The following is a 22453-nucleotide window of genomic DNA, read 5'->3' as shown; positions in this document are numbered from 1 at the left end:
TCGAAGGAGGTGCCGTATGGAAGGAGAAGCGCCGCCGTACCTGTATTGCCGGTCCACTGTCAGCGCAAGATCACAAAAATGATAGCAAGGAACCGGCTACCGACATTTCACGAAATCGCTAATCATTGAGGTTGTCGTATTTCACGCGTTTAGAACGCCGGAGCTACCGTTTCATGGAACATGAATGCGATACGCTGCCGCAATGGCTGAACGGCTCGCCGCAAGGCGAAGCCGGGCACGCGTCGGCAGTACACCCGAGAGCGGCATCCGCCCAACCGGCTTACCCGGCCGGCGCGCGGCACGCCGCGAAATCAGCCCACGCGGCTGAAGCAGTGAAGATGTCTCCCCGCACCGCGAATGGCGCGGGGCGCAGTGGCTTTCTGACTCTGTTTACCGAGGAAGAGATCGGCACGCCGTCGCCCGCGGCGCGCCGGGCCGCGCCGCTGATCAGTCCGCTCGGACGGTTCGGCAGCGCGCAGGACCGCATGGAGTTCGTGCGCCAGCGCATCAGGCAACTGGGCTTCGACTCGTTCAGCTATACCGCCACGCGCACGTCGTCGCATCACAAGACGATGTTCGTGTTGACGAGCTACGAGTCGCAGGCATGGCTCACGCGCTATTTCCGCGAGCGCTATTTCGAGCTCGATCCGCGCGTCGCGCACGCGTCGCCGACCGGCATGCCGTTTTTGTGGAATACCGCCGATCTGCGCGCCGATCTGCCGCGCGCGCAGTTGCGCAGCGAGCGGCTTGGCGCCTTGATCGACATGCTGGAAGCAGCCGGGCGCAAGAGCGGCATTCTCACGCAGATGCCGCTGCCGGAGCCGGAGCTGAGCGCGAGCCTGTGCTTCAACTCGGCGATCGGCAACCCGCGCTGGATGACCGAATCGATCGTCGCGGAAACGCTGATGTTCGCGCACTCGATTCACGAGTTCATCTGGACCCACGCGAAAAGCGTGATCGGCATCGCGCCCGCGCAGCAGCAGCGCATCGCGCTCAGCAAGCTGCAGCATGCGGTGCTGAAGGCGGTCGTGCAGGGGCAGCGGGACAAGGAGATCGCGTATTTCCTCGGGCTCTCGCCGCATAACGTCGACTATCATCTGCGGCGCTTGCGGCAGTTGTTCAACGTGCGCAATCGCGTGCAGCTGATCAATGTCGCGCAGGCGTATCTGTCGTAGCCGGCGTCACCGCGTATCGATGAAGAGGGCGCGACGGCTTTTCGCTGTCGCGCCCTCTCCTCATTTCAGCCGGGGATATGGCGGCTAACTTTTCAACCGATAGCCGGTCCTGAAGATCCAGCCGACGATCACGAGGAACACCGCGAGAAACAGCAGCGTCATGCCGAGACTCAGGCCGACGCCGACGTCGCCCAACTCGAAGAAGCTCCAGCGAAACCCGCTGACCAGATAGACGATCGGGTTGAACAGCGTGACGGCGTGCCAGAACGGCGGCAGCATGTCCACCGAATAGAACGCGCCGCCGAGGAACGTCAGCGGCGTGACGATCAACAGCGGCACCAGTTGCAGCTTCTCGAAGCTGTCGGCCCAGATGCCGATGATGAAGCCGAGCAGACTGAAAGTGACCGCCGTCAGCACGAGAAACAGCACCATCCAGAGCGGATGCATGATCTGCAACGGCACGAACAGCGCGGCGGTCGCGAGAATGATGAGTCCGAGCAGGATTGACTTGGTGGCCGCCGCGCCCACGTAGCTGACGACGATCTCCAGATACGATACGGGCGCCGACAGCAGCTCGTAGATCGTGCCGGTGAAACGTGGAAAATAAATCCCGAACGACGCGTTCGCGATGCTTTGCGACAGCAGCGACAGCATGATCAACCCCGGCACGATGAACGCGCCATAGCTGATGCCCTCCACTTCCTTGATGCGCGACCCGATCGCCGAGCCGAACACGACGAAATACAGCGAAGTGGAAATGACCGGCGCGATGATGCTTTGCATCAGCGTGCGCCACGTGCGCGCCATTTCGAACTTGTAGATTGCGCGCATTGCGTAGATGTTCATGGGTTCCCCCGCAGCAGGCTGACGAAAATGTCTTCGAGCGAACTCTGCGTGGTGTGCAGGTCCTTGAAGCGGATGCCGGCATCGTCGAGCGACTTCAGCAGCGCGATGATGTCGGTGCGGCCGCCCTCGCCTTCGTAGGTATAGATCAGCTCGTTGCCGCCGTTCGCGACCGCGAGCCCGTAGCCGGCGAGCGCAGCCGGCACATCGTCGAGCGGGTACTCCAGTTGGAGCGTCAACTGCTTGGTGCCGAGCTTGCGCATCAGCTCGGTCTTCTCTTCGACCAGCATGATCTCGCCCGCATTGATCACGCCGATGCGATCGGCCATCTCTTCCGCTTCGTCGATGTAATGCGTGGTCAGGATGATCGTCACGCCGCTCTCTGCGAGCGAGCGCACGAGCTTCCACATGTCGCGCCGCAGCTCGACGTCGACGCCGGCGGTCGGTTCGTCGAGAAACAGCACGCGCGGCTCGTGCGACAGCGCCTTGGCGATCAGCACGCGCCGCTTCATGCCGCCCGACAGCGTGATGATCTTGTTGTTGCGCTTCTCCCAGAGCGACAGGTCGCGCAGCACTTTCTCGATGTAAGCGGGGTTCTTCGGCTCGCCGAACAGGCCGCGGCTGAACGACACGGTGGCCCAGACGGTTTCGAACGCGTCGGTGGTCAGCTCCTGCGGCACGAGGCCGATCAGCGAGCGGGCCGCGCGATAGTTCGCGCCGATGTCGTGACCGTCTACCGTCACGCTGCCTTCGCTCGCGTTGACGATGCCGCAGACGATGCTGATCAGCGTGGTCTTGCCCGCGCCGTTCGGCCCGAGCAGCGCAAAGATTTCTCCACGGTGGATCGCCAGATTGATGTTCTTCAGTGCCCGAAAACCGCTGGCATAGGTTTTCGACAGATTCGTGACCGAAACGATTGGCTGCATGGACTCGATGATGGCAGACACCGCTGTTGAATGAGGGAAACCGGCGCGAACGGACGCGCCGCATCCGCAATGTAATGGAAAGTGGGAAAGCCTGCAGAGCACGAAAGCACGCCGCCGCGGATTCGCCGCGGCGCGGGATAGTTCGGCTTACTGATGGCAGCCTTTTACGCCGACGCGCTGTGTTGCGCGCCCGGAAAGCGGCTTGCGATCACATTCTGGATTTCCTCGACCGACACCGGCTTCACCAGATGATGATCGAAGCCGGCCTCGCGCGAGTGCTGCCGGTCGGTGGCCTGGCCATAGCCGGTCACGGCGATCAGCAGCGCGCCCACGGTGGGCGGACGGCGGCGCATCTCCCGCGCGAGCTCGAAGCCGTCCATGCCGGGCAGGCCGAGGTCGAGCAGCACGATCTGCGGCTGGAAGTGCGCGGCCAGTTCTAGCGCGGTGTTGGCTTCGTGCGCGACGCGCACCGCGTACCCGTCCGCCTGCAGCACCAGCGACAACGCAAGCGCCGCATCGACGCTGTCGTCGACGAGCAGCACGCGCAACGCCTCGCCGCCGTGGCCCGGCACGGCTTCGGGCGCCGCCGTCGACGCTTGCGCGGCGTCGGCAAGCCGCGTCAGCGGCAAACGCACGACGAACTTGCTGCCGCGCCCCAATCCCGCCGAGAACGCCTCGATCCGGCCGCCGTGCAACTCGACCAGTGTACGCGCGAGCGGCAGGCCGATGCCGAGGCCGCCTTCGGAGCGTTCGATCGAGATTTCCGATTGCACGAACAGATCGAAGATGTGCGGGATCGTTTCGGCGTCGATGCCCACGCCGTTGTCGCGTACGCTGATCAGCACGTCGTCGCCCGCTTCGCGGACTTCGATGCGGATGTCGCCGCGCTGCGGCGTGTACTTCGCCGCATTCGACAGCACATTGCCGAGCACCTGCGCGATCCGCACGCCGTCGCCGACGACGAACAGCGGCTCGCCGGGCAGATCGGTGGTGAGCGTATGGCCCTTGCGATTCAACGCGGGCCGCACGGTTTCGATCGCGGCCTCGAGCGCGGCGGCCAGCTCCACGATCTCGTGGCGCAGCGTGATCTTGCCCTGCGTGATGCGCGCGACGTCCAGCAGATCATCGACGAGCCGGCTCAGATGCTTGACCTGGCGCCCGATCACCGCGCGCATCGCTTCGAAGCTTTGCTGCGACGGCGCACGGCTCGGGTCGAGCAGTTCGATCGCGTTGCGAATCGGCGCGAGCGGGTTGCGCAACTCGTGCGCGAGCATCGCGAGGAACTCGTCCTTGCGGCGATCGGCGTCGCGCAACGCCATCTCGTTGGCCTTGCGATCCGAAATATCGTTGACGATGCCGGCGAGCCGATAGATGCGCCCGCGCGCGTCGCGCACCGGAAAGCCGCGCTCGACGGCCCAGCGCGTCTCGCCGTCGGGCCGCACGATCCGGTATTCGATCTCGTACGCGACACCGGTCGCGAGCGCGCGATACGCGGCCTCGACCAGCGGCCTCGTCCTGCGGATCAATGTGGTTGGCCCAGTGGCGCCCGCTCGGCGTCGGCTCGTGCGCCGCGTCGCCCCACAGACGTCGATACGCGGGGCTCACATACAGCAGTTGCGCGCTCGATGGGTCGAGCATCCAGAACACGTCGTCGATGTTCTCGGCCATCTGCCGGAAGCGTTCTTCGCTCTCGCGCAACGCGCCCTCCGCGCGGCGCACGCGCAGCAGCGCGCGCACCTGCGCGATCAGCTCGGCCGGCTCGACCGGCTCGGTCAAATAGCTGTCCGCGCCGCCTTCGAGGCCGCGCACCCGGTCCATGCTCTGCACCGCCGCCGCCGACGTGTGGATCACGAGCACGCCCGAGGTCTCCGGCGCGGCCTTGATGCGGCGGCACACTTCGAAGCCGTTCAGATCGGGCAGATTGACGTCGAGCAGCACGAGGTCCGGCTGCGAAATGCGTGCGCGCTCGATCGCTTCGGCGCCGTTGCCGGCCTCGATCACGATGAAGCCCGCGCGCGAAAGAATGCGCGTTTTCGCGTAACGAGCGCCTTCGTTATCGTCGACGTTGAGGATCAGATTCGCGTTCGCATCGGTCATGAAAAGGCGTGTCCGTAGGAGAATGCCCGCGCGCCGCCCAGACCCTCGCCCAATCCGCTGCGGCTCGTGAAACCGTCGGTCAACGCCACCTGAAGATCAGCAATTCCCGGACCCCGTTCGATGAAGGCGAGCCGCGGACCGATGCGGCCATTGCGTTGCACCGTGCAGGAGTAGAGGTCGCCGCCGCGGCCATACGTCAGCCCGTTGCGCGCGAGTTCGCTCGCCGGGCTCACCGTTTCAGCGTCGAGCACACGCGCCATCGCGGCGGTCTCGCCGATCATCGGCCGATGAACCCCGAGGCACACCCCTTGCGAGGTTCACATGGCACCAACCCTTTTCGTGGAGGTGAATCATGAAACGCATGACCAGGACAATCTTTGCTTCCGCACTCGTGATGGCGTTGTCGGGTGGCATATACGCGCAGGCGGGCGGTGCTGGCGGCGCGGGCGCCGGCGGTAGTGCAGGAGGCGCGGGCGGCGGTGCTGCCGGCGGCACGAGCGGCGGTGGCGGTGGCGCGGGGGGCACCGGCATCGGCGCCGGTGGCGGCACGACCGGCGGCGCGGGCGGTACGGCCACTCCGGGCGTCGGCCCGGGCTCGGTCCGCACGCCGGGCAACACCGGTTCCGGCTACGGTTCGCCGGGTGTGACGGGCACCGGCGGCGGGATGGGCACCGGCACCGGCGCGACCCCGAATAGCCCGGCGACCGGTGGTTCGACAGGCGGCATGGGCAACAACATGAACGGAACCGGCAACAACATGAACAACGACATGAACAACGGCAGGATGCAGAACGGGCAATAACGGCCGTTGAGCTTCACCGGGCGACGCGGCATCGAGTTGCCGCGTCGCCGTTTTTTTGTGCGGCCCGCTCGTCCACATAGCGCTGCGACGACTCAGACCTCAAGGCTGCACACAGACAAAACTACTCGCCAGATTTACATTGCCTTTGCCGATATAACGCGGAAACCCGGGATAGCGGCACAGCGGCCGCGAACGTCCATTCGTCGCCGCGGCGAGATCGGTGGCCGTCAGCGTTTCGGGCGCGACGCCGCGCGTGACCCATGCGTCGAGCGCGCCGAGCAGATCGACCGAGGGGATGAACACGCCGCTGCCATGCTGAAACCCCGGCACCATGTAGAGCCGCATGAATCGATCGACCTCTTCCTTGCCGAAACGCGCGATCAGCGCATCGTGATACGCGATCGTCTGGTTCGGGCTGATCACTTCGTCGGCGAGGCCTTGCAGCGTGATCAGCTTGCCGCCGTGCGCGATATAGCGCGACAGGTCCGGGTTCATCGAGCCGATCGTGGCCGACAGCGCGATCAGTTGCGAGCGATATTTACCGGGCCGTTGCGGATCGAACGTGAACGAATCGAACTGCGCGTCGCGCGCGACGAAGTAGCGCAGATAGCCGTCGCCTTGCGCGAACAGATAACCATTCGCACCGAACGTCGGCACCGGCTGACGCCGCGGTTGATGCGCGAGCCCGAGCGCGCCGGTCAGTTGCGTGCCCTGGAACACGTTGTAGCCGCGATAGCCGCTCACGCCCCACGCGAGCCGATACGGCAGCGACAGCCCATCGCGCATCACCAGCAAGGTGGCCAATTGCGCGTCGGTCAGACACGCATCGTGCGATGAAGGCCGCAGCGCGCAGCGCAGCGAATCGATAATTTGCGACTGGTGCGCGCGGCAGGCTTCGACGTCACTGACGATGCCATCCGCGGTGCCGTCGAGCCGGTCGCATACCTCGAGCGTGCGTTGATGGACGGCTTCGAGCAGCGCCGGCGGCACGAAGCCACCCGGCGTGCCGTATTCGGCCTGGCCGAGTTTCACGCCGATCAGCCGCACGCCAGAAAAATTCAGCGCGGGCGAATTGGCGATCACGCCGTCGTAGTCGTCGGGAAAGCGCTGCATCACCGTGTAGCCTTCGCGGCCACCCGTCGAACCGCCGGCAAAATACATGCGCTGCGGCGGCCTGCCGTACGCGTTCGCGATCAGCGCGAGCGCGACGTCGTGGGTCTTCTTCAGATGCGCGTAGCCGAAGTTCGTCACCGCTTCATCGACGAGACCAAACTGCGCGAGCGACGAATCGCCGACATGCCCCGAGTCGTCGCCGAACGTCGCATAGCCTTGCGCGAGCGGCGCGCGATCCGGCGAGAACGGCATCACGCCAATGCCGCTGACGACCACGCCGTTGTATCCGCCTCCGCCGATCTGCAACGCGCGGCCATTCTAGCGGCGCGGCAGATTCAGATCGAAGCGGATGTCGGGTGTCGTCGGATTCAGTGCCTTGATGCGGCCCGTGATGCGGCAATACTCGCCGCCTTGCTGATTGCCCTGCGCGGTCGCGCCGATCATCGCCGCGCTTTCGATCAGCGCGCCCGCCGTCGGCATCTCGATCAGTTCGGGCGACAGCACCGCGCCCGCGAACTCCGCGCAGTGCATCGCGAACGGTGTTTCTTTGGCCTGCGCGGCCGTGCGAAGTATCGCAAGCCACGCGAGCACGACGACGCTCATCATGGTTGCGAGTCCAATGAGCTTGCGCGTGGTGCGCATCGTAGTCGTGACGCGCCCACGGCGCTCGCGTCGAGTCATCCGCAACCCGCGCCTTTCGCCTGCGCGCCCGGCTGCTGCGCCTTCCAGCCGCTCCAGCCGCGCGCGATCATCAGCAGCGCGCCGATCGCCGCGAGGTCGCCGCCGAGCCCGACCAGCACCGCGCGAAAACCATGAAAGGTGTGCGGTGTCGCCGTGTCGATGATCAACGACACCAGCGTGCCGGTGACGAAGCACACCAGTCCGGCGCGCCCGACCGTCACCACGGCGGGCAGCCGCCTCGCGAGCCACGCGATGCTGCCCATCCGCACGAACTGGGCGGCGAGCCACGCGATGACGATGAAATTGATCACACGTTCCATTGAAAGATTCTGTTTGTGCGTGCCGGGCAAAGGCTGCGTCAGGACGAAAAGTTTGACGATCGCGAAGGCAAGCACCGCAACGACCGCGACGCGCGTGAACCACTGGGCGGCGGAGCTCGCATGAAAACGTTCGCTGATCGGCTGCACACGACACAGCATGCCGAGTACGAACATCAGCTGCCACGCAAACGGATTAAAAGCCCAGCCGGCGACATCGTCAATGCTGAATAACGCGGCAAGCGGCCGCGCGACGGCCCACACCGCGAGGCTCACCGCAAGCGCGAGGGATACCGAGCGGCGCGCGAGCGGCACCATCACCGGCACACATAGCGCGAACAGCACGTACATCGGCAGCACGCTGGACAGATACGGCTGCCGGCGTAACAGCGCGATATCGAATGCCTCATGCCACGGCTGCAACGCGAACGGCGGCCAGCCGGTCATTTCTACCATCGCCCGATTTAGATCGAGCCGCGCGAGAACCGCGCCGGACACGAGCATCAGCATCGCCGTCAACAGATACGCGCGATAGATTTCCCAGCAGCGTTTGACGAAACGCATCTGCGCCGCGTGTTCGCCGCGATGCGCAAGCACCGCCGTATACGCCGCCGCCGATGCATAGCCGCCCAGAAACACGAACACCTCGGCTGAATCGCACAATGCGTACGCGTGCAGCATCAGATGCGATAGCGTGCTGCCGGGGATGTGATCGAGCACGATGACGATCAGCACGATACCGCGAAAGAAATCGACTTCGACCGATCGTCCACGACCACGACCAGATGCTTCCATTCGTCTTCTCGAAGAATGCGCGCGCCGAGCGCACGCAAGAACGTGAATGACCGCGCGTCAGCGGCCAATGCCGTGCGAACTGCAAAAGGCTAATTCGTTCCCCCGCATCGCCTGATTGAAATCGAGTCGTTGGCGACTGGTAATACTCGGTGCGTCTTTAACGAACGCGCGGAAAGTTTTGCGGCTTTCATGCACGAAACAAGGACGCCCGCAATTGATGGGCGAACACAAGCCTCGAAAAAAAACCATCGAACGCGCGCGGCGATTTTTTTCGCATTTTTTCCCCGTACGATGTTTTCGTGCTTTTCAGCCGCTTTGCGAATAGAGGTTTATGAAAAACAGAATTGCCGGATTCGATGGGTTGCGCGCGATCGCCGTGCTCATGGTGTTTTTGCAGCATCGACTATTCGGCGACATCGGCGAGATCGGGCATCTCGGCGTGTGGATCTTCTTTGCGCTGAGCGGTTTTCTGATCATCGGCATCCTGTCGTCGCAACGCGCGCGCATTGAATCAGGCGACAGCCGTTTCGGCGCCGAACTCGCACGCTTTCTGTTTCGTCGTACGGTGCGCATCTTTCCGATCTATTACCTGATGCTCGTCGTGACGTGCGTGCTGATGGCCTTCGGCCTCGCGAATCCGGAACTCGCGAGCGGCATGCCGTTTCACTTCGCGTATCTGTCTAACTTCTGGATCGGCTCGGTGCTGCGCTCCTGGCCGGGCCGCTATTCGCACTTGTGGAGCCTCGCGATCGAGGAGCAGTTCTATCTCGTGGTTGCGCCGCTTTTGCTGCTGCTCTCCGCGCGGCGACATCGAGCGGCATGTTGCGCGATCGTGGCCCTCGGCCTTGCCGGGTTGTTCGCGATGCGCGCCGCGCATTGGGATGAGATCACCATCTATACGCACCCGTTGAGCAATGTCTGGCTTCTCGCGTTAGGCGGTATCGGTGGCCTGGTGATCGCGGACGATCGCGGCCGCGTGCGTGCCTGGCTCGGTCATGGCCTGACGCTGTTCGCGCTGAGTCTCGTCGTGATCGGTTTGTGCGCGGCCGAGCCGAGATGGAACACGCTCGACGATCCGTTGCTGTTTGCCGCGATCAGCGCAATGTACGGAATCGGTATCGCGGCGCTAGTGGCTTCGATTGCGTGTTGCCGCAATGCTGCCGTGATGGGTCTGCTGCAGACGCGTTGGCTTGCCGGTCTTGGGCGCATCAGTTACGGCTTTTATCTGTATCACAACCTGATCCCCGATCTGACGCGCAACCGTCATGCCGAAGCGTTGTTCGGCGGCACCGTGCCGATCTGGGCACATATGCTCGGCGTCGTCGCATCGTTTGCGATTTCGCTAGGCATTGCGTTGCTGTCGTGGCGGCTGATCGAGGCGCCGATTCTGCAGCTACGCGGATCACGCCATCATTCGGCCTCACCCAGCGGCCTCCCCTCACCTGATGCACTCCACGTGACCGAACCGGCCAAACGATAGAAGAACGCCTGTATCAAACATCCGCCACGGGACCGTGGCACGCGCATTGCGACCCGAGGGCTTATCTTCAGCAACTGGAGAGCATTGTGTCGAACACCGCCAATTCCCCGAACGAGCCTGATCGCCCAGCGGGCGAGGATCCCGGCAGTCCACCCGCCGAGGTCTCGAAGCCCATCGGCGATGCAATCCCGACTCCGGTCGAACCGGGCCTCGACCAGCCTCTGCCGAAGAAAGGCGAAACCCCCGAACCGGACCCGAGCATATCCGGCCAAGGGGGCGGCAACCCGTTGGGTGATACCGATGCGCCGCCGGGCGTGCCCGACCCGGGATCGTCCGACTTCGCGTAGCGCTGCGAAGCGACCGTCAGGCCGCTGCGGGCTCATGCACGATCTTCAACGTGCTCTTGTGCTCGGCAATCAGCCGATAGACAGTGTCGCCGGGCACGGTCTCGTGCTCGAGCAACTGCTCTGAAATGTCGCGCAGTACCGGCTCGTACGCGTGCAACAGCCCGTAGCAAAGTTCGTTGAGTTCCTTGAGCAGCACGTTCGCATGCTCGATTGCGCTCTTCATTTGCAGGCCCGCGTACTGCGACGGCAGCGCCGCGAGACTGAACAGATCGCCGTCGCTGTTGAAGCCGAACTTCGACACCATGTCGAGGCTGATGCGCGAGGCCTCCTGCAAGTCCGATGCGGCGCCGCTCGATGCTTCGGAGAACATCAGAATCTCCGCGTTGCGTCCGCCAAGCAGCACCTGGATTTCGTTGCGGATCTCCGTTTCGCGGTACAGGTGCTTGTCCTGCGCCTTCGTGATCAGCGCGACGCCGAGCGCGCCGCCGCGCGGCAGGATCGTCACTTCCTCGAGCACGCCGGTGCCGAGCAGCGCGGCGACCAGACCATGACCCGCCTCATGCACCGCGATGCGCTTGCGCTCGTCCTCGGTGAGCGCGCGCTCGGCGCCGCTCACGTCGCCGATGCGCGCGATCTTGATCGCTTCCATGAAGTGCTTCGCAGCGATTTCATTGTCGCCCGCCTTGCGCGCGATCAGCCCGGCCTGATTCACGACCATCGCGACGGTGGCCGGCGACAGTCCAGTGGTCAAACGCGCGAGCTGGTCGTAGTCGATATCCGCCGCTTTCGACTTCAGCCGCTGCGCGTAGAAACGGAAAATCTTCGCGCGGTCTTCGCGGTCCGGCAGACGCACCTGCACCGTGCGATCGAAACGGCCGGGGCGGCGCAACGCTTCGTCGAGATTGTCGGGATGGTTGGTCGCCGCCACCACGATCACGCCCTCGTTCGATTCGAAGCCGTCCATCTCCGCGAGCAGCTGGTTGATGATCCGGTTGCTTTCGGCTTCGACCGGGCCACCGCCGGTATCGGTGCGTTTCGCGAGACCGTCCGCTTCGTCGATGAAGATGACCGTCGGTGCGTTCTTGCGCGCGAGTTCGAACAGGTGCCGCACCTTCTGGATGCCGACGCCGTAGTACTTCGCGCTGAAATAGCTGCCGGTGATCGAAATGAAGTTCGCACCGCATTCGCCGGCCAGCGCCTGAGCGAGCCGCGTCTTGCCGACGCCGGGCGCGCCCACCATCAGGATGCCGCACGGCGCGCGCACGCCCAGCGACGAGAACTGCTTCGGATCGGACAGGTAACCGCGAATGTCGGCGAGCGCGGCCTTCGCTTCGTTCGCGCCGATCACATCGTCGAAACGCAGCGTCGGCGTTTCGCTGAGCAGCGTCGCGCCGCCCTTCATTTCGCGCCGCATGAACCACGCCATGCCGCCGATCAGCGCGAGCGGCAGCAGCACGCTCAGCGCATCGCGGAACTGCTCGAACAGTTGCGTCCAGCGCGCGCCATCGCTGTGGATATCGACGTCGGGCAGCCACACGAGCTGATACGCGGCGGCGTCGGAGCGCTCGCCCAGCAGCAGCGCGTGCGAGAAGGTGGCGTTGTGATCGGTGACGAAGTACTTCGAGCCGTCGCGCAGCGACACCAGAATTGCGTTGGGACTCACGCCGATCGCCGCGACGTTCGCATCGTGAATGTCGCGCAGCATCGTCGACGCGTCCTTCTCCTGATGCGTCCACGCGGATGCATCGTCACGCATCTGGCTCGCAATGCCGCTCAGCGCGGGCGCCTGCGGCTCGGCGCGATGCTGGAAATACCAGACGCCCCAACCGACCAGCACGGCGATCAGCACCGCCACAGCCGCCACCGCAATTTTGCGTGCGCGCTTCTTCCCAAGCGAATTATTTCCCGGCTTCATGAGTCGTTTCCAAAATGAGGACTGAACAAGCCCTTACTTAATCAAGCGGTCTGTCAAAATTACCTGTCGAAAGCGGAAGGTGGAGTCTGCGGAAAATCGGCTGAGGCGAAGCGCCACACGGAGGTGGCTTAAAGGACAATCCAGAAGGACGACGAGAAGTGCGTCCCGGTGAGCCGCGGTTGCCGAAGGCAGTATGCCCGGGTTACGCGTCTGTCAAATTCGCGGAAAAGGCCTCTTTGTACCGTCTATCCGGCCGTCGACACGCCGGAAGGGTGACGCGGCGAGCGCGCGAAAGGCGTCGCCGCATTGGCTCCGCCGCACAGTTTATCAGTGTAAAAAGCGGCGCGTGTTTTGAATGTCTATATCTAACCGCACCCCAATTAAAATCAGTCAGAATTACTGAGAAAAGGCGATTTAGAAAGAGTTAATTGATCTGAAAAATAGCGCGCGATTAAGTCAGGATTTTGAATCCGGCGGCCATCTCGGGCGGATGCGCGACGGGCCTCTGCGGGCCCGTTCGCGTCATCGCCGCTTTTCTCTCAGGTTCTGCTTTTTTGACGTCGGCGCCGGGCGGCGTCGACGGTGCTCTCCTCCCCTGCACTTCTTTCGGTCCTCGCGGACCACCCCGACATCTCAGACCGCCGTGCGCCGCACGACGATGGCCTGCGTCTGTGCCCGCAGGCGCAACAAGTCGCGCAGCTTCGCAATGCGCGAGCGCTGGCTATCGACAAGATGATGCGTATCCTCGAGCGCGCGAATGCGCCGCTCCCAATAGACGTGGTCGAGTTCACCGGATTGCGTCGCGCGTTTGCGCGTCGCGTAGCCGAGCACACTCTCGAGATGCTGCAAATGGCTATCCGCGAACTTCGCCGGAAGCCGCCCGCCGCGTTGCGCGGCTGTTTGCCTGCTCGTAAGGCTCATCTTCGCTCCCCCGCGTCCTGCTGTTGGCCCGATGACCTCGCCGCCTCGATCGCTCAAACCGAAAGCAATCCGCAATCTGCGCGTGTGACGTTAGCGCAGTTTTTGGCGCACGGCTTGACCGTGCGTCTCAAATTTGGACGCTTGCGTCAGAAATGCCGACTGGTATGGCCGTCTTTGCATGCCGAAACGGCTCGGCGCGCGGGATTGCCCGGCTGCGCGAAGCAGCGGACGAGCTGGTGCGCTGCCCGCTGCTCAGATCGCGAAACTCGCGGATGGATGGGGATGGGCAGCGCTCAAGCCGCGCGCGGCCGCCCCTTGCGCTTCGGCTCGACCGGCCGCACGACCGCCACTGCCGGCGCGACGCGCGGCGTGCGCTTGAAATACGGCGAGCTGAGGGTGGCCGCGCTCATGTCCGACGCGGCTTCGAGCAGCGCCGGCGCGAGCTCTTTGAGCCGCGCGTCCGGCAGGCGGCTCGTCGGCCCCGCGAGGCTGACGGTACCGACCACCAGCCCCGTCACCGGATGGCGGATCGCGGCCGCCATCGACGTCATGCCCGCCTCGTAGGTTTCGCTCGCGATGCCGTAGCCGCGCTTGCGCGCGCCGGCCAGGTCCTGCAAAAACTGCTGGATCGTCTTCGGCGCCTTCGGCCCGCGCGGGCCCGCTTTGCCGATGCCGCCCTGGCGCGACACGAGTTCGAGCGCTTCCTCGTCGCTCATGCTCGCGAGCCACGCCTGGCCGCTCGCAGTGCAATGCAGCGGCGGACTGCTGCCCATGTCCGGGTCGTAGCGCAGCCCGGAGCGCGCCCCCTGTGCCTTGCCGACGAACGTGATGTGATCGTCCTCGATCACGCCCAGGCGCGCGAGTTCGCCCGACGCGCTCGCGAGCCGATCCAGCACCGGCTGCGAAATATCGAGCACGCCGGCCGTGGACAGCCACATCAGCCCGAGCGACACCAGCTTCAGCGCAAGCACATACTCGCCGTGCTCATCCTGACGCACGTAGCCTTCGTCGCTCAGTTCCGCGAGCAGCCGATGCGTGCCGCTGCGCGGGATGTTCAGCGTGTCGGCGATCGCGGCCAGCTGCATGCTGCCGCCCTGCTTCGCCAGCAATTCGATGATGGCCAGCGCCCGCTCGAGATTCCCCGCCATGATCCACTCTCATTCGATTCGAATCCCACATGAGAACATGATTCCACATCGGAATTCAAGGGCACGACGGGCGCGGGTTCCGGCGCGCTCAATGCCCGATGCCCGCGCTCACGCGCAGCAACGGCCCGCGATGCCGCGCGCCCTTGAGCAGCACCGCCGCCGCGCCGACCGCCGCGGGCAAGGCGAGCGAAGTGAACACTTGGCTGAAGCCCCAGTTCGCGTGCAGCATGCCGGCGCCGAGCATCGCGCCCGCGATCCCGCCGAAGCGGCCGATGCCGAGCATCCAGCTGGTGCCGGTCGCGCGCATTCGCGTCGGATACGAGCTTGCCGCCAGTGCGCAGAACCCGGTGTTGGAGCCGTTCATGCAATAGCCCATCCAGAACGCGAGCACCGCCATCATCGTGATGCCGTGACCCGGCAGCCCCATCGCCCACGCGAGCACGCCGCCCGCGAACACGGTTGCGCCGAGCGCGCGGTGCGCGTTGAAGCGGTCCATCAGCCAGCCGATCGCGAGGGAGCCGAGCGTGCCGCCCGCCTGAAACAGCGCGCCGACCAGCGCTGCCTCGCCGAGTGTGAAGCCCGCACCGCGAATCAGCGTCGGCAGCCAGCTACCGAGCAGGTACACCGTCAGCAGTCCCGCGAAATAGCAGATCCACAGCATCACGGTGCCGAACGCGTAATCGCGCGACAGGATCAGCCGCACCGGACTGCGCTCGCTGTTCGATGCCTGCTGCGCGACGGCGGGCACCACGAAGCGCGTCGCGTGGTCGGCGATCCCGCGCTCGATGCGGTTCAGCACCGCGACGAGGCGCGCGCGCCGCGCGTCCTTCAGCGCGAGAAAGCGCGCCGATTCCGGCAGCCAGCGAATCATCAACGGCACGTACAACACCGGCAGCACGCCGCCGAGAATCAGCACCGAGCGCCAGCCGTGCGCGGCGATCAGCCATGCGCTGATAAAGCCGCCGCCGGCCGCGCCGAGCGTGAAGCCGCAGAACACGGTCGTCACCATCAACGCGCGGCAGCGCTGCGGCGCGTATTCGGCCATCAGCGTCGCCGCGTTCGGCATCGAAGCACCGAGCCCGAGGCCGGTCAGAAAGCGCAGCACGGTCAGCTCGCCGATGTTCGTCGCAAACGCGGAGCCGAAACTCCACACGCCGAAGAACAGTACCGCGCAGGTCATCACGGTCTTGCGGCCGAAGCGGTCCGCGAGCGGCCCCGCGCACAGCGCGCCGAACGCGAGGCCGAGCAGGCCGCCGCTCATCACCGGGCCGAGCGCATCGCGCGGAATCGCCCACGCGCTCGACAACGCCGGCGCGATAAAGCCGACCATCACGGTGTCGAGCCCATCGAGCGTGACGATGAACATGCACATCAGCAATACGAGAATCTGAAAGCGCCCGATACGGCGTTCGTCGAGCCATTGCTGTACGTCGAGTGCGCGCGACGCGGACGTGCCGTGCCGCGGCGCCTTGCTTGAAGGTTCCATGCCTGCTGTCTCCTGACCTTTCATCGTGATCGATTGGGCAAGCCGGTCCCTCGCGCCTCTTTGCCGTGCGCTATCGTGAAGGACCAGCCGGGGGTGAACTGCGGTTTGCGGTTACATCATGACGTGATGGATGACGGCGTCGCCGCGTAAGTCCGTTCGAGCAGAGCGAGCGTCGCCTCGCGCAGCCTGCGTGCGCGTTCGAGCGCGGACGCGGTTTTCGCCCATTGCTGCGTCGGCACTTCAAGGCTGATCGGCAGGTCGTCGGGCAGCGCGCGCAGAATGCCGGCGAGATCGAGGCCGCCCTCGCCCGGAATCATGCGCTCGCAACGCGCTTGGTACAGCAGCGTGTCGAGATCGGCTGGCCGCTCGGCCGGCGCGTCGCAGAACTGCACGTAGCCGAAGTACTCGCGCGGCAACGCGCGCAACGTACCCGTCGACGTCCCCGCGCGATCGAAGTGGATCGGATCGACGATCAGCCCGGTGTTGCGCCGCGCGGCCGCCTTCACGATGCGCGCGCCTTGCGTGACGTCCTTCACGTCGGTCCACGGCATCGGTTCGAGCGATGGCGCGAGGCCGCGCGGTTCGGCCAGTTCGCACAATTGTGCGAGCCGCTCGGCGGTGCGCGCTTCGTCGGGATCGTTGCCCGCGACCAGCACGTAGCGCGCACCGAGTTCGGCGGCGGTGTCGAGCATCGGCAGAAATGCGTTCACGTCGGTGTCGGGCTTCAGGCGCAGAATTTCGACGTCGAGCACCTTGACGCCTGTGTCACGCACACGCGCGAGCGTTTCGCGTTTCAATGCGCCCGGGCTAATGATGTCGTGGCGCACTTCGTGATCGGTGGCGGGCACGAGGCGCAGGCCGACGTAGTCGTAGCCGGCTTGCGCGGCGCACTCGACCATCTGCGGCGGGCTCAGTTCGAGCACGGTCAACGCCGACAGCGACAGCGCGCGCGAGTTGGGCTGAGTCATGTCGTCTCCTCGAGTTCAGCGCAGCGGCGAGAACGGCGCCGGCACACAGATCGTCGACTCCATCGTCGTCAGATGGGCAGGCCCGCCCTTCGGCGGCCACATGCCGTCCTTCACCGCTTCGGCGCGAATTCGCCAACGCTCGTCGACGCTCGCATACGGCCACATGTTCAGGAAGCGCGGCACGGCGCCGTCGAGCGCATACATCGCGCCGACCAGCGGCGAGCGCCGCGTGCGCTCGGGCACCGCCTTTTCCCAGGCGTCGATCGTGTGCTGCAGGCTCGCGAGCTTGGTGCCGTACACGCGCATCTCGTAGATGCCGCCATGCACGGCCGGCTCGATCGGCGGCAAAAAGGGGAACAGCGCATAGCTGTCGATCTTCACGTCGGTGACGAATTCGCCGCAGCCGAACGGATTGCCTTCGAGCAGCATACGCTTGCGCTCCGCGATCAGCGACGCTTCGGAATCGAAGCCGCGTAGCACCAGCACCTGCCCGAGCGCGCCGATATCGGAGTACCAGCAGCCGAGCAGCTTCGAGCCCGGTGCGTCGCCATGGGCCTGGATGTTTTCGAACACCTGTGCGTTGGCGCCGATCTTGACGCTGAGCGTAACGAGGTCGTAGAGAGTCATCAGATGCGTCCTTGTGACGGGATGGAGGAATTCGGAGTGGGTTCGGTGCGCGCGGCACGGGCCAGACCATCGGCCTGCGCCGCGCCGGCGAGCGACAGCCCAGCCAGATACCCGAAAGTCATCGCGGGTCCGAGCGTGATGCCGCCGCTTGGATAGCAGCCGCCCATCATGCTCGCGCTATCGTTGCCGACCGCGTACAGACCCGGCACCGCCCGGCCCGCGTCGTCGAGCACGCGCGCGGCGGCATCGGTGGCGAGGCCAGCGAACGTGCCGAGGCTGCCCGGCAGCAGCTTCACCGCATAGAACGGACCGTGTTCCAGCGGCGCGTTGCAGGGGTTCGGCTTGTGGCGTGCATCGCCCTGCACGCGGTTGTATGGCGTCGAGCCTTTGTGAAACTGCGGATCGAAGCCGTCTTTCGCGTAACTGTTGTAGGCCGCGACCGTCGTTTGAAGTCCTTGGGGATCGATGCCGCACTGGCTTGCGAGTTCGGCGAGGCTGTGCGCGCGCCGCAGGTAACCGGAGCGGCGATATGGCGCGGTCGGGAATGGAAACGGCTTCGAAAAGCCGAGCCCGTAACGGCGCTGGAAACGGTGATCGCAGATCAGCCATGCGCAGACTTCGTCGCCCGCCGGCGTCGTGCCGATCAGCGCATTGATGAAGTCGTGATACGACGACGCTTCGTTGACGAAGCGCCGGCCCGCGCGCGTGACCGCGATCACGCCCGGCTTCGCGCGCTCGATCAGATGCGGAAACGCGACCGCGGCCTCGCCGCTCTTGCGCGGCACCAGCGACACCGGTGCCCACGCCGCCGGCGTTTCCAGCGACGCGTCGAAATGCGCGCCGACCGCTTCGCCGAGACGAATGCCGTCGCCGGTATTGGTCAGTGGTGCGGCGGACCAGTGCTCGCGACCCGACGGCGTATAAGCGAAGGTTTGCGCGCGCCGCGCAACGTCATGCGGATAACCGCCGCACGCGAGCACGACGCCGCGCGCTGCGCGCACCTCGTGAGCGACACCGTCGATCTCGACGCGCGCACCGGTGACGCGCGCACTCGCGGCGCCGCCTTCGCGCAGCAAAGCAACCGCTTTCGCGTTGGTACGCAAATCGACCGCGCGGTCATGCGCCGACTTCAGCAGACGCGCGACCAGCGCATTGCCGTTGACCAGATGCATCGAGCGGCCATAGCGGAACTTGTCTGTCGCGAACGCGGCGAGCCGGCGCAGCACATGCACGGCCGAACGCGGCGAGCGCGTCGCGTTGAAGAAATGCGCGAGGTCCTGGCCCGACGCGATCGCCATGCCCTTCAGCGTCACGACGTCGAGCGCGGGACGCAAGCGCTCGATCAGCGCACCGAGCTCGCGGCCATCGAACGGCATCGCGCAGACCGAGCGGCCCCCCGTCATCGCGCCCGGCGTCGTATGAAAGTCGGGAATACGATTGCCGTCGATGAAACGCACCGCCGTCTCGCGCTCGAAAAACTCGATCATCTCCGGACCGTGTTCGAGCAGCGCGTCGACCTTCTCGGGGTCGTAGTGCGCGCCGAGTTCGTTGCGCAGATAGGTGCGCGATGCGTCGGATTCTTCGACGATGCCCGCGCGCGTCGCGAGCGGATTGCGCGGAATCCACATCCAGCCGCCCGACCATGCGCTCGTGCCGCCGAACACGTCGGCCTTCTCGGCCACCATCACGCGCAGCCCTTGCGTGGCTGCCGTCACCGCGGCAGCCAGTCCCGCCGCGCCGGAACCCAGCACCAGTACATCGCATTCGAGAATCGGTTCGCGCTTCATCGCCATTCGCTTCGTCGGTTGGGACAATCCATGTTGCTGCATTTGTTGAATACCTATTCCGCTTTCTAACTTCGTTCGAACCAGGCGTGCCCCTGGTTCGTCAGACGATCTTTTCGTTGGCGGCGGCCTCAGCGGTACCGCGCGCAACGAACGACGCCGGATCGTTCCGCGCGGCTTTGGCGCGCGCCGCCGCGTCGCGCGCCGCCAGATACGCGAACGCGAGCCCCGGTCCAAGTGTGATGCCGGGCGCCGGGTAGACACCGCCCATCACCGATTGCATGTCGTTGCCGCACGCATACAGGCCGCCGATCGGCTGGTCGTCGCGATTCAGCACGCGGGCCTTGTCGTCGCTGACGAGGCCGGTCGCAGCGCCGATATCGCCGGGGTACAGGCGCACCGCGTAAAACGGCGCACGCACGATCAGGCCGAGGCACGGATTCGGGCCGGGCCAGTTCGCGTCGCCGTTGGCGCGCTGATAGTCGGTCGTGCCGCGCTGGAATTCCGGGTCGACGCCAGTTTTCGCGTAGTCGTTGATCCGCGCGACGCTGTCGGCGAGACCCGCCGCGTCGATGCCGAGCTTGGCGGCGAGTTCGTCGAGCGTCGCGGCTCGCGTCAGATACCCGTCCGCGAGAAACGGCGCGAGACCCTTGCCGCCCGGCCGCACCATGCCGAGCCCGTATTTGCGCAGGCCTTCCGCATCGGTGACGAGATAGGCGGGCACCGATGGGGTGTTGCGATGCGCTTCCTGCATCGCGATGCCGAACAGGTGATACGACGTGTTTTCGTTCAGAAAGCGCCGTCCCTGCTGATTGACGACGATCATGCCGGGCTTGCCGCGATCCATGATGAAGTGCGGGAACACCGCGGTCGTGCCGTCCGCGCGCTGGCGTATCGACACCGGCGCCCAGAACGCGTTGCTGAGCGCGCCCTCGCCGTAACGCGCGCCCGCCGCGAGCGCGAGATCCTGCGCGCTGCCGGTATGGCCCGGCGCGCCCGGACACCACGTCAACTCCGCACCCGGCAGCATCGCGCGGCGCCTTTGCGGATGCCGGTTGAAACCGCCGCTCGCGAGAATCACGCCACCCGTGACCGAGATTTGCCGACGCTGCCCGTTCTGGCTCAGCGTGATGCCGTCGATCGTGCCGCGCGCGTTCGTGCGCAACGCTTCGAGCGTCGTGCTCACGAGCACCGTGACGTCGCGCGCGAGCAGCGAAGAAAGCAGCCGGCCGATCAGTGCATTGCCCATCACCAGACGCGTGCCGCGCGGCCAGCTGATGCGGTCGCGCGCATGCCGTGCAAGCAGTCTCACAGCGTGGCGCAGCGACCGGAACGACTTCGTCATGTTCAGCAGATGCCCGACGTCGTCGCGATCGACCATCATGCCGCCGAGCACCGTGAACTCGGGGATCGGCGGACGGATCAGCGCGAAGTGACGGCCGAGCTTGCGGCCGTCGAACGCGAGCGGTTCGAGCGCGCGGCCGCGCAGCGTCGAGCCTTCGAGCTCCGACAGATAGTCCGGGTGAAATGGCCGCGCCCGATACTTGACGTCCGAATTCGCCTCGATATGCGCGACCGCACGCGGTCCCGCCTGTAGGAACGCACGACGCAACGCTTCGCTGCTGCGCTCGCCGACCGCGCGGCGTAGAAAGCCCTCGGCGTTGGCGCTGCTGTCGTCGGGATTGATCGACGGGCCGTGCGGCGAGTTCGGTATCCATGTGGTGCCGGCCGAGTACGCGGTCGTGCCGCCCACGTATTCGGTGCTTTCGATCAGCAGCACGCGCGCGCCGTCGATCGCGGCGAACAGCGCCGCCGACATGCCCGCCCCGCCCGCGCCGATTACCACCACGTCGAAGGCTTCGTTCCGCTGCAAATCGCTCAATGTCTCCACCATTTGCCGCTCCTTGTGTGCTCGTGCGTTGCATCCGGCCGCAGCAGCGGTTCCGGATTTTTCGCAATAGCTAGAATTTGCTTTGCTATTGGAATACTATTCCAGTATTGAGAAAAAGCAAAGTTTTCTGAACACACTCGACAACAGGCAACACATGACGTCCGGCATCGGGCACGATGCGAACGGGGCACCCATTTCAGGAGATTCGACTATGCAGCAGGCTGGAAACTCTTCGTTCGCGGCGTCGCTCGACGCGGGTCTGAGCGGCGCGACGCGTGTGTATTTCATCGTCGGCGATCCGATTGCGCAGGTGCGCTCGCCGTCGGGCGTGACCGCCGCGTTGCGTTCGGCCGGCCGCGATGCGCTGGTGGTGCCCGCGCACGTCGCGCCCGCCGATCTGCCCGCGTTTTTCGCGGGCATCGCGCCGATGCGCAACGTCGACGGCGTGATCATCACGGTGCCGCACAAGTTCAGCGCAGTCAGCTATTGCGCGACGCTCGCCGAAGAAGCCGCGTTCCTCGGCGCGGTCAACACACTGCGCCGCAACGCCGATGGCGGCTGGCATGGCGGCATGTTCGACGGCACCGGCTTCGTCGCAGCGCTCGTCGCCGCGGGCTGCGAGTTGCACGGCAAACGCGCGCTGCTAGTCGGCGCAGGCGGCGCGGGCTCGGCGATCGGTCATGCGTTGATTCAGAGCGGCGTCGGCTCGCTCGACGTGCGCGACAACGACGCCGAACGCACCAGTTCGCTGACCGCGCGGCTCAATGCGCTCGGCCGCGGCACGGCACGCGGCTCGGCGCCCGAACTGGACTTGACCGGGTACGACGTGGTCGTCAACGCGTCGCCGCTCGGCATGCGCGTGGGCGATCCGTTGCCGATCGACGTCGCGCGCTTGCCGGCTACGACTTTCGTCGGCGACGTCGTAACGAAGCCGCCACTCACGCCGCTGATCGAAGCGGCTCGCGCGCGCGGCTGCCCGACCGTGACGGGCACGCAGATGTTCGAACGCGTGCGCGATCGGATGGTGGAGTTTCTGCTGGAGACGTCGCCGTCAGCGTGACGGCGCAAAAGAAGCAGGCTTGCGCTGCTACACTGGCGCGAAATTACCCGCACGAAATGCGGCGCAATCCTGCGCCG

General features: G+C 65.3%; 17 protein-coding genes and 2 pseudogenes. 5 read left to right on the top strand and 14 right to left on the bottom strand.

The annotated features are described in order from the left end of the window. Window positions 1–173 precede the first annotated feature (173 nt). Entirely contained in the window at window positions 174–1175 is a 1002-nt protein-coding gene (locus AB3X89_RS18980; protein ID WP_368584645.1) for an autoinducer binding domain-containing protein, read from the top strand. Window positions 1176–1259: 84 nt separating this feature from the next. Here AB3X89_RS18980 and AB3X89_RS18975 read toward each other — a convergent pair whose 3' ends face one another. The 4 genes and pseudogenes from AB3X89_RS18975 to AB3X89_RS18960 all read right to left on the bottom strand — a co-directional run bounded on the left by AB3X89_RS18975 (window position 1260) and on the right by AB3X89_RS18960 (window position 5322). Beyond that, window positions 1260–2021 carry an ABC transporter permease gene (locus AB3X89_RS18975; RefSeq protein WP_368584644.1) on the bottom strand — a complete coding sequence of 254 codons (762 nt, stop codon included), beginning with the start codon at window positions 2019–2021 and terminating at the stop codon, window positions 1260–1262. Then, the gene (locus tag AB3X89_RS18970) at window positions 2018–2944 is read right to left on the bottom strand and encodes an ABC transporter ATP-binding protein (protein WP_368584643.1); all 927 of its coding nucleotides are present in this window, start codon (window positions 2942–2944) and stop codon (window positions 2018–2020) included. Before AB3X89_RS18970 ends, AB3X89_RS18975 begins: the two co-directional genes overlap by 4 nt. A gap of 164 nt (window positions 2945–3108) precedes the next feature. After that, window positions 3109–5041: pseudogene (locus tag AB3X89_RS18965) on the bottom strand (response regulator). Continuing rightward, window positions 5038–5322 (bottom strand): hypothetical protein, encoded by a 285-nt coding sequence (locus tag AB3X89_RS18960; RefSeq protein ID WP_368584642.1) that lies wholly within the window; start codon window positions 5320–5322, stop codon window positions 5038–5040. The pseudogene AB3X89_RS18965 and the gene AB3X89_RS18960 overlap by 4 nt, the downstream one beginning before the upstream one ends. Before the next feature lie 71 nt (window positions 5323–5393). On the opposite strand from AB3X89_RS18960, the gene AB3X89_RS18955 reads away from it, so the two are divergent. After that, on the top strand, window positions 5394–5843 hold the full coding sequence (locus AB3X89_RS18955; RefSeq protein WP_368584641.1) for a hypothetical protein: 450 nt from the start codon (window positions 5394–5396) through the stop codon (window positions 5841–5843). Between the two features lie 99 nt (window positions 5844–5942). Here the strand turns inward: AB3X89_RS18955 and AB3X89_RS18950 are convergent. Next, a pseudogene (locus tag AB3X89_RS18950) lies at window positions 5943–7637 on the bottom strand (tannase/feruloyl esterase family alpha/beta hydrolase). Continuing rightward, complete coding sequence (locus AB3X89_RS18945; RefSeq protein WP_368584640.1) at window positions 7634–8749, bottom strand: OpgC domain-containing protein; 1116 nt, start codon at window positions 8747–8749, stop codon at window positions 7634–7636. Before AB3X89_RS18945 ends, AB3X89_RS18950 begins: the two are co-directional and overlap by 4 nt. A gap of 331 nt (window positions 8750–9080) precedes the next feature. On the opposite strand from AB3X89_RS18945, the gene AB3X89_RS18940 reads away from it, so the two are divergent. Together AB3X89_RS18940 and AB3X89_RS18935 are read left to right on the top strand one after the other, a co-directional pair. Further along, on the top strand, window positions 9081–10229 hold the full coding sequence (locus AB3X89_RS18940) for an acyltransferase family protein (RefSeq protein ID WP_368584639.1): 1149 nt from the start codon (window positions 9081–9083) through the stop codon (window positions 10227–10229). 86 nt (window positions 10230–10315) lie between these two features. Further along, window positions 10316–10576, top strand: coding sequence for a hypothetical protein (locus AB3X89_RS18935; protein ID WP_368584638.1), 261 nt, complete (start codon window positions 10316–10318; stop codon window positions 10574–10576). A 16-nt stretch (window positions 10577–10592) separates the two neighbouring features. On the opposite strand, the gene AB3X89_RS18930 is transcribed toward AB3X89_RS18935, so the two are convergent. The 8 genes from AB3X89_RS18930 to AB3X89_RS18895 all read right to left on the bottom strand — a co-directional run bounded on the left by AB3X89_RS18930 (window position 10593) and on the right by AB3X89_RS18895 (window position 21319). Beyond that, window positions 10593–12491, bottom strand: coding sequence for an ATP-dependent metallopeptidase FtsH/Yme1/Tma family protein (locus AB3X89_RS18930; RefSeq protein ID WP_368584637.1), 1899 nt, complete (start codon window positions 12489–12491; stop codon window positions 10593–10595). A gap of 633 nt (window positions 12492–13124) precedes the next feature. Beyond that, window positions 13125–13412, bottom strand: coding sequence for a hypothetical protein (locus AB3X89_RS18925; RefSeq protein WP_368584636.1), 288 nt, complete (start codon window positions 13410–13412; stop codon window positions 13125–13127). Window positions 13413–13705: 293 nt separating this feature from the next. Next, the gene (locus AB3X89_RS18920; RefSeq protein ID WP_368584635.1) at window positions 13706–14560 is read right to left on the bottom strand and encodes an IclR family transcriptional regulator; all 855 of its coding nucleotides are present in this window, start codon (window positions 14558–14560) and stop codon (window positions 13706–13708) included. Between the two features lie 88 nt (window positions 14561–14648). After that, entirely contained in the window at window positions 14649–16046 is a 1398-nt protein-coding gene (locus tag AB3X89_RS18915; RefSeq protein WP_368584634.1) for an MFS transporter, read from the bottom strand. Window positions 16047–16162: 116 nt separating this feature from the next. Next, window positions 16163–17014, bottom strand: a complete 852-nt coding sequence (locus tag AB3X89_RS18910; protein ID WP_368584633.1) for a sugar phosphate isomerase/epimerase family protein — start codon at window positions 17012–17014, stop codon at window positions 16163–16165. 15 nt (window positions 17015–17029) lie between these two features. Next, a complete protein-coding gene (locus AB3X89_RS18905; protein ID WP_368584632.1) occupies window positions 17030–17641 on the bottom strand; it encodes an NIPSNAP family protein in 612 nt (203 codons plus the stop codon). Beyond that, window positions 17641–19428, bottom strand: a complete 1788-nt coding sequence (locus tag AB3X89_RS18900; protein WP_368584631.1) for an FAD-dependent oxidoreductase — start codon at window positions 19426–19428, stop codon at window positions 17641–17643. The genes AB3X89_RS18905 and AB3X89_RS18900 overlap by 1 nt, the downstream gene beginning before the upstream one ends. Window positions 19429–19528: 100 nt before the next feature. Further along, complete coding sequence (locus AB3X89_RS18895; protein ID WP_368584630.1) at window positions 19529–21319, bottom strand: FAD-dependent oxidoreductase; 1791 nt, start codon at window positions 21317–21319, stop codon at window positions 19529–19531. Between the two features lie 208 nt (window positions 21320–21527). Here AB3X89_RS18895 and AB3X89_RS18890 point away from each other — a divergent pair, with 208 nt between their 5' ends. Next, entirely contained in the window at window positions 21528–22376 is an 849-nt protein-coding gene (locus tag AB3X89_RS18890) for a shikimate dehydrogenase (RefSeq protein WP_368584629.1), read from the top strand. Window positions 22377–22453 lie beyond the last annotated feature (77 nt).

It is taken from the genome of Paraburkholderia sp. BR14320, from assembly GCF_040948665.1.
Classification (GTDB): domain Bacteria; phylum Pseudomonadota; class Gammaproteobacteria; order Burkholderiales; family Burkholderiaceae; genus Paraburkholderia; species Paraburkholderia youngii.
This window is presented reverse-complemented; position numbering and strand designations above follow the sequence as displayed.

Excerpts from the sequence above, each read along its gene's own strand:
- AB3X89_RS18945 (WP_368584640.1), bottom strand. The coding sequence starts at position 8,749 with ATGGAAGCATCTGGTCGTGGTCGTGGACGATCGGTCGAAGTCGATTTC.
- AB3X89_RS18940 (WP_368584639.1), top strand. The coding sequence starts at position 9,081 with ATGAAAAACAGAATTGCCGGATTCGATGGGTTGCGCGCGATCGCCGTG.
- AB3X89_RS18890 (WP_368584629.1), top strand. The coding sequence starts at position 21,528 with ATGCAGCAGGCTGGAAACTCTTCGTTCGCGGCGTCGCTCGACGCGGGT.
- AB3X89_RS18930 (WP_368584637.1), bottom strand. The coding sequence starts at position 12,491 with ATGAAGCCGGGAAATAATTCGCTTGGGAAGAAGCGCGCACGCAAAATT.
- AB3X89_RS18955 (WP_368584641.1), top strand. The coding sequence starts at position 5,394 with ATGAAACGCATGACCAGGACAATCTTTGCTTCCGCACTCGTGATGGCG.
- AB3X89_RS18925 (WP_368584636.1), bottom strand. The coding sequence starts at position 13,412 with ATGAGCCTTACGAGCAGGCAAACAGCCGCGCAACGCGGCGGGCGGCTT.
- AB3X89_RS18900 (WP_368584631.1), bottom strand. The coding sequence starts at position 19,428 with ATGAAGCGCGAACCGATTCTCGAATGCGATGTACTGGTGCTGGGTTCC.
- AB3X89_RS18905 (WP_368584632.1), bottom strand. The coding sequence starts at position 17,641 with ATGACTCTCTACGACCTCGTTACGCTCAGCGTCAAGATCGGCGCCAAC.
- AB3X89_RS18980 (WP_368584645.1), top strand. The coding sequence starts at position 174 with ATGGAACATGAATGCGATACGCTGCCGCAATGGCTGAACGGCTCGCCG.
- AB3X89_RS18960 (WP_368584642.1), bottom strand. The coding sequence starts at position 5,322 with ATGATCGGCGAGACCGCCGCGATGGCGCGTGTGCTCGACGCTGAAACG.
- AB3X89_RS18895 (WP_368584630.1), bottom strand. The coding sequence starts at position 21,319 with ATGGTGGAGACATTGAGCGATTTGCAGCGGAACGAAGCCTTCGACGTG.
- AB3X89_RS18915 (WP_368584634.1), bottom strand. The coding sequence starts at position 16,046 with ATGGAACCTTCAAGCAAGGCGCCGCGGCACGGCACGTCCGCGTCGCGC.
- AB3X89_RS18975 (WP_368584644.1), bottom strand. The coding sequence starts at position 2,021 with ATGAACATCTACGCAATGCGCGCAATCTACAAGTTCGAAATGGCGCGC.
- AB3X89_RS18920 (WP_368584635.1), bottom strand. The coding sequence starts at position 14,560 with ATGGCGGGGAATCTCGAGCGGGCGCTGGCCATCATCGAATTGCTGGCG.
- AB3X89_RS18910 (WP_368584633.1), bottom strand. The coding sequence starts at position 17,014 with ATGACTCAGCCCAACTCGCGCGCGCTGTCGCTGTCGGCGTTGACCGTG.
- AB3X89_RS18970 (WP_368584643.1), bottom strand. The coding sequence starts at position 2,944 with ATGCAGCCAATCGTTTCGGTCACGAATCTGTCGAAAACCTATGCCAGC.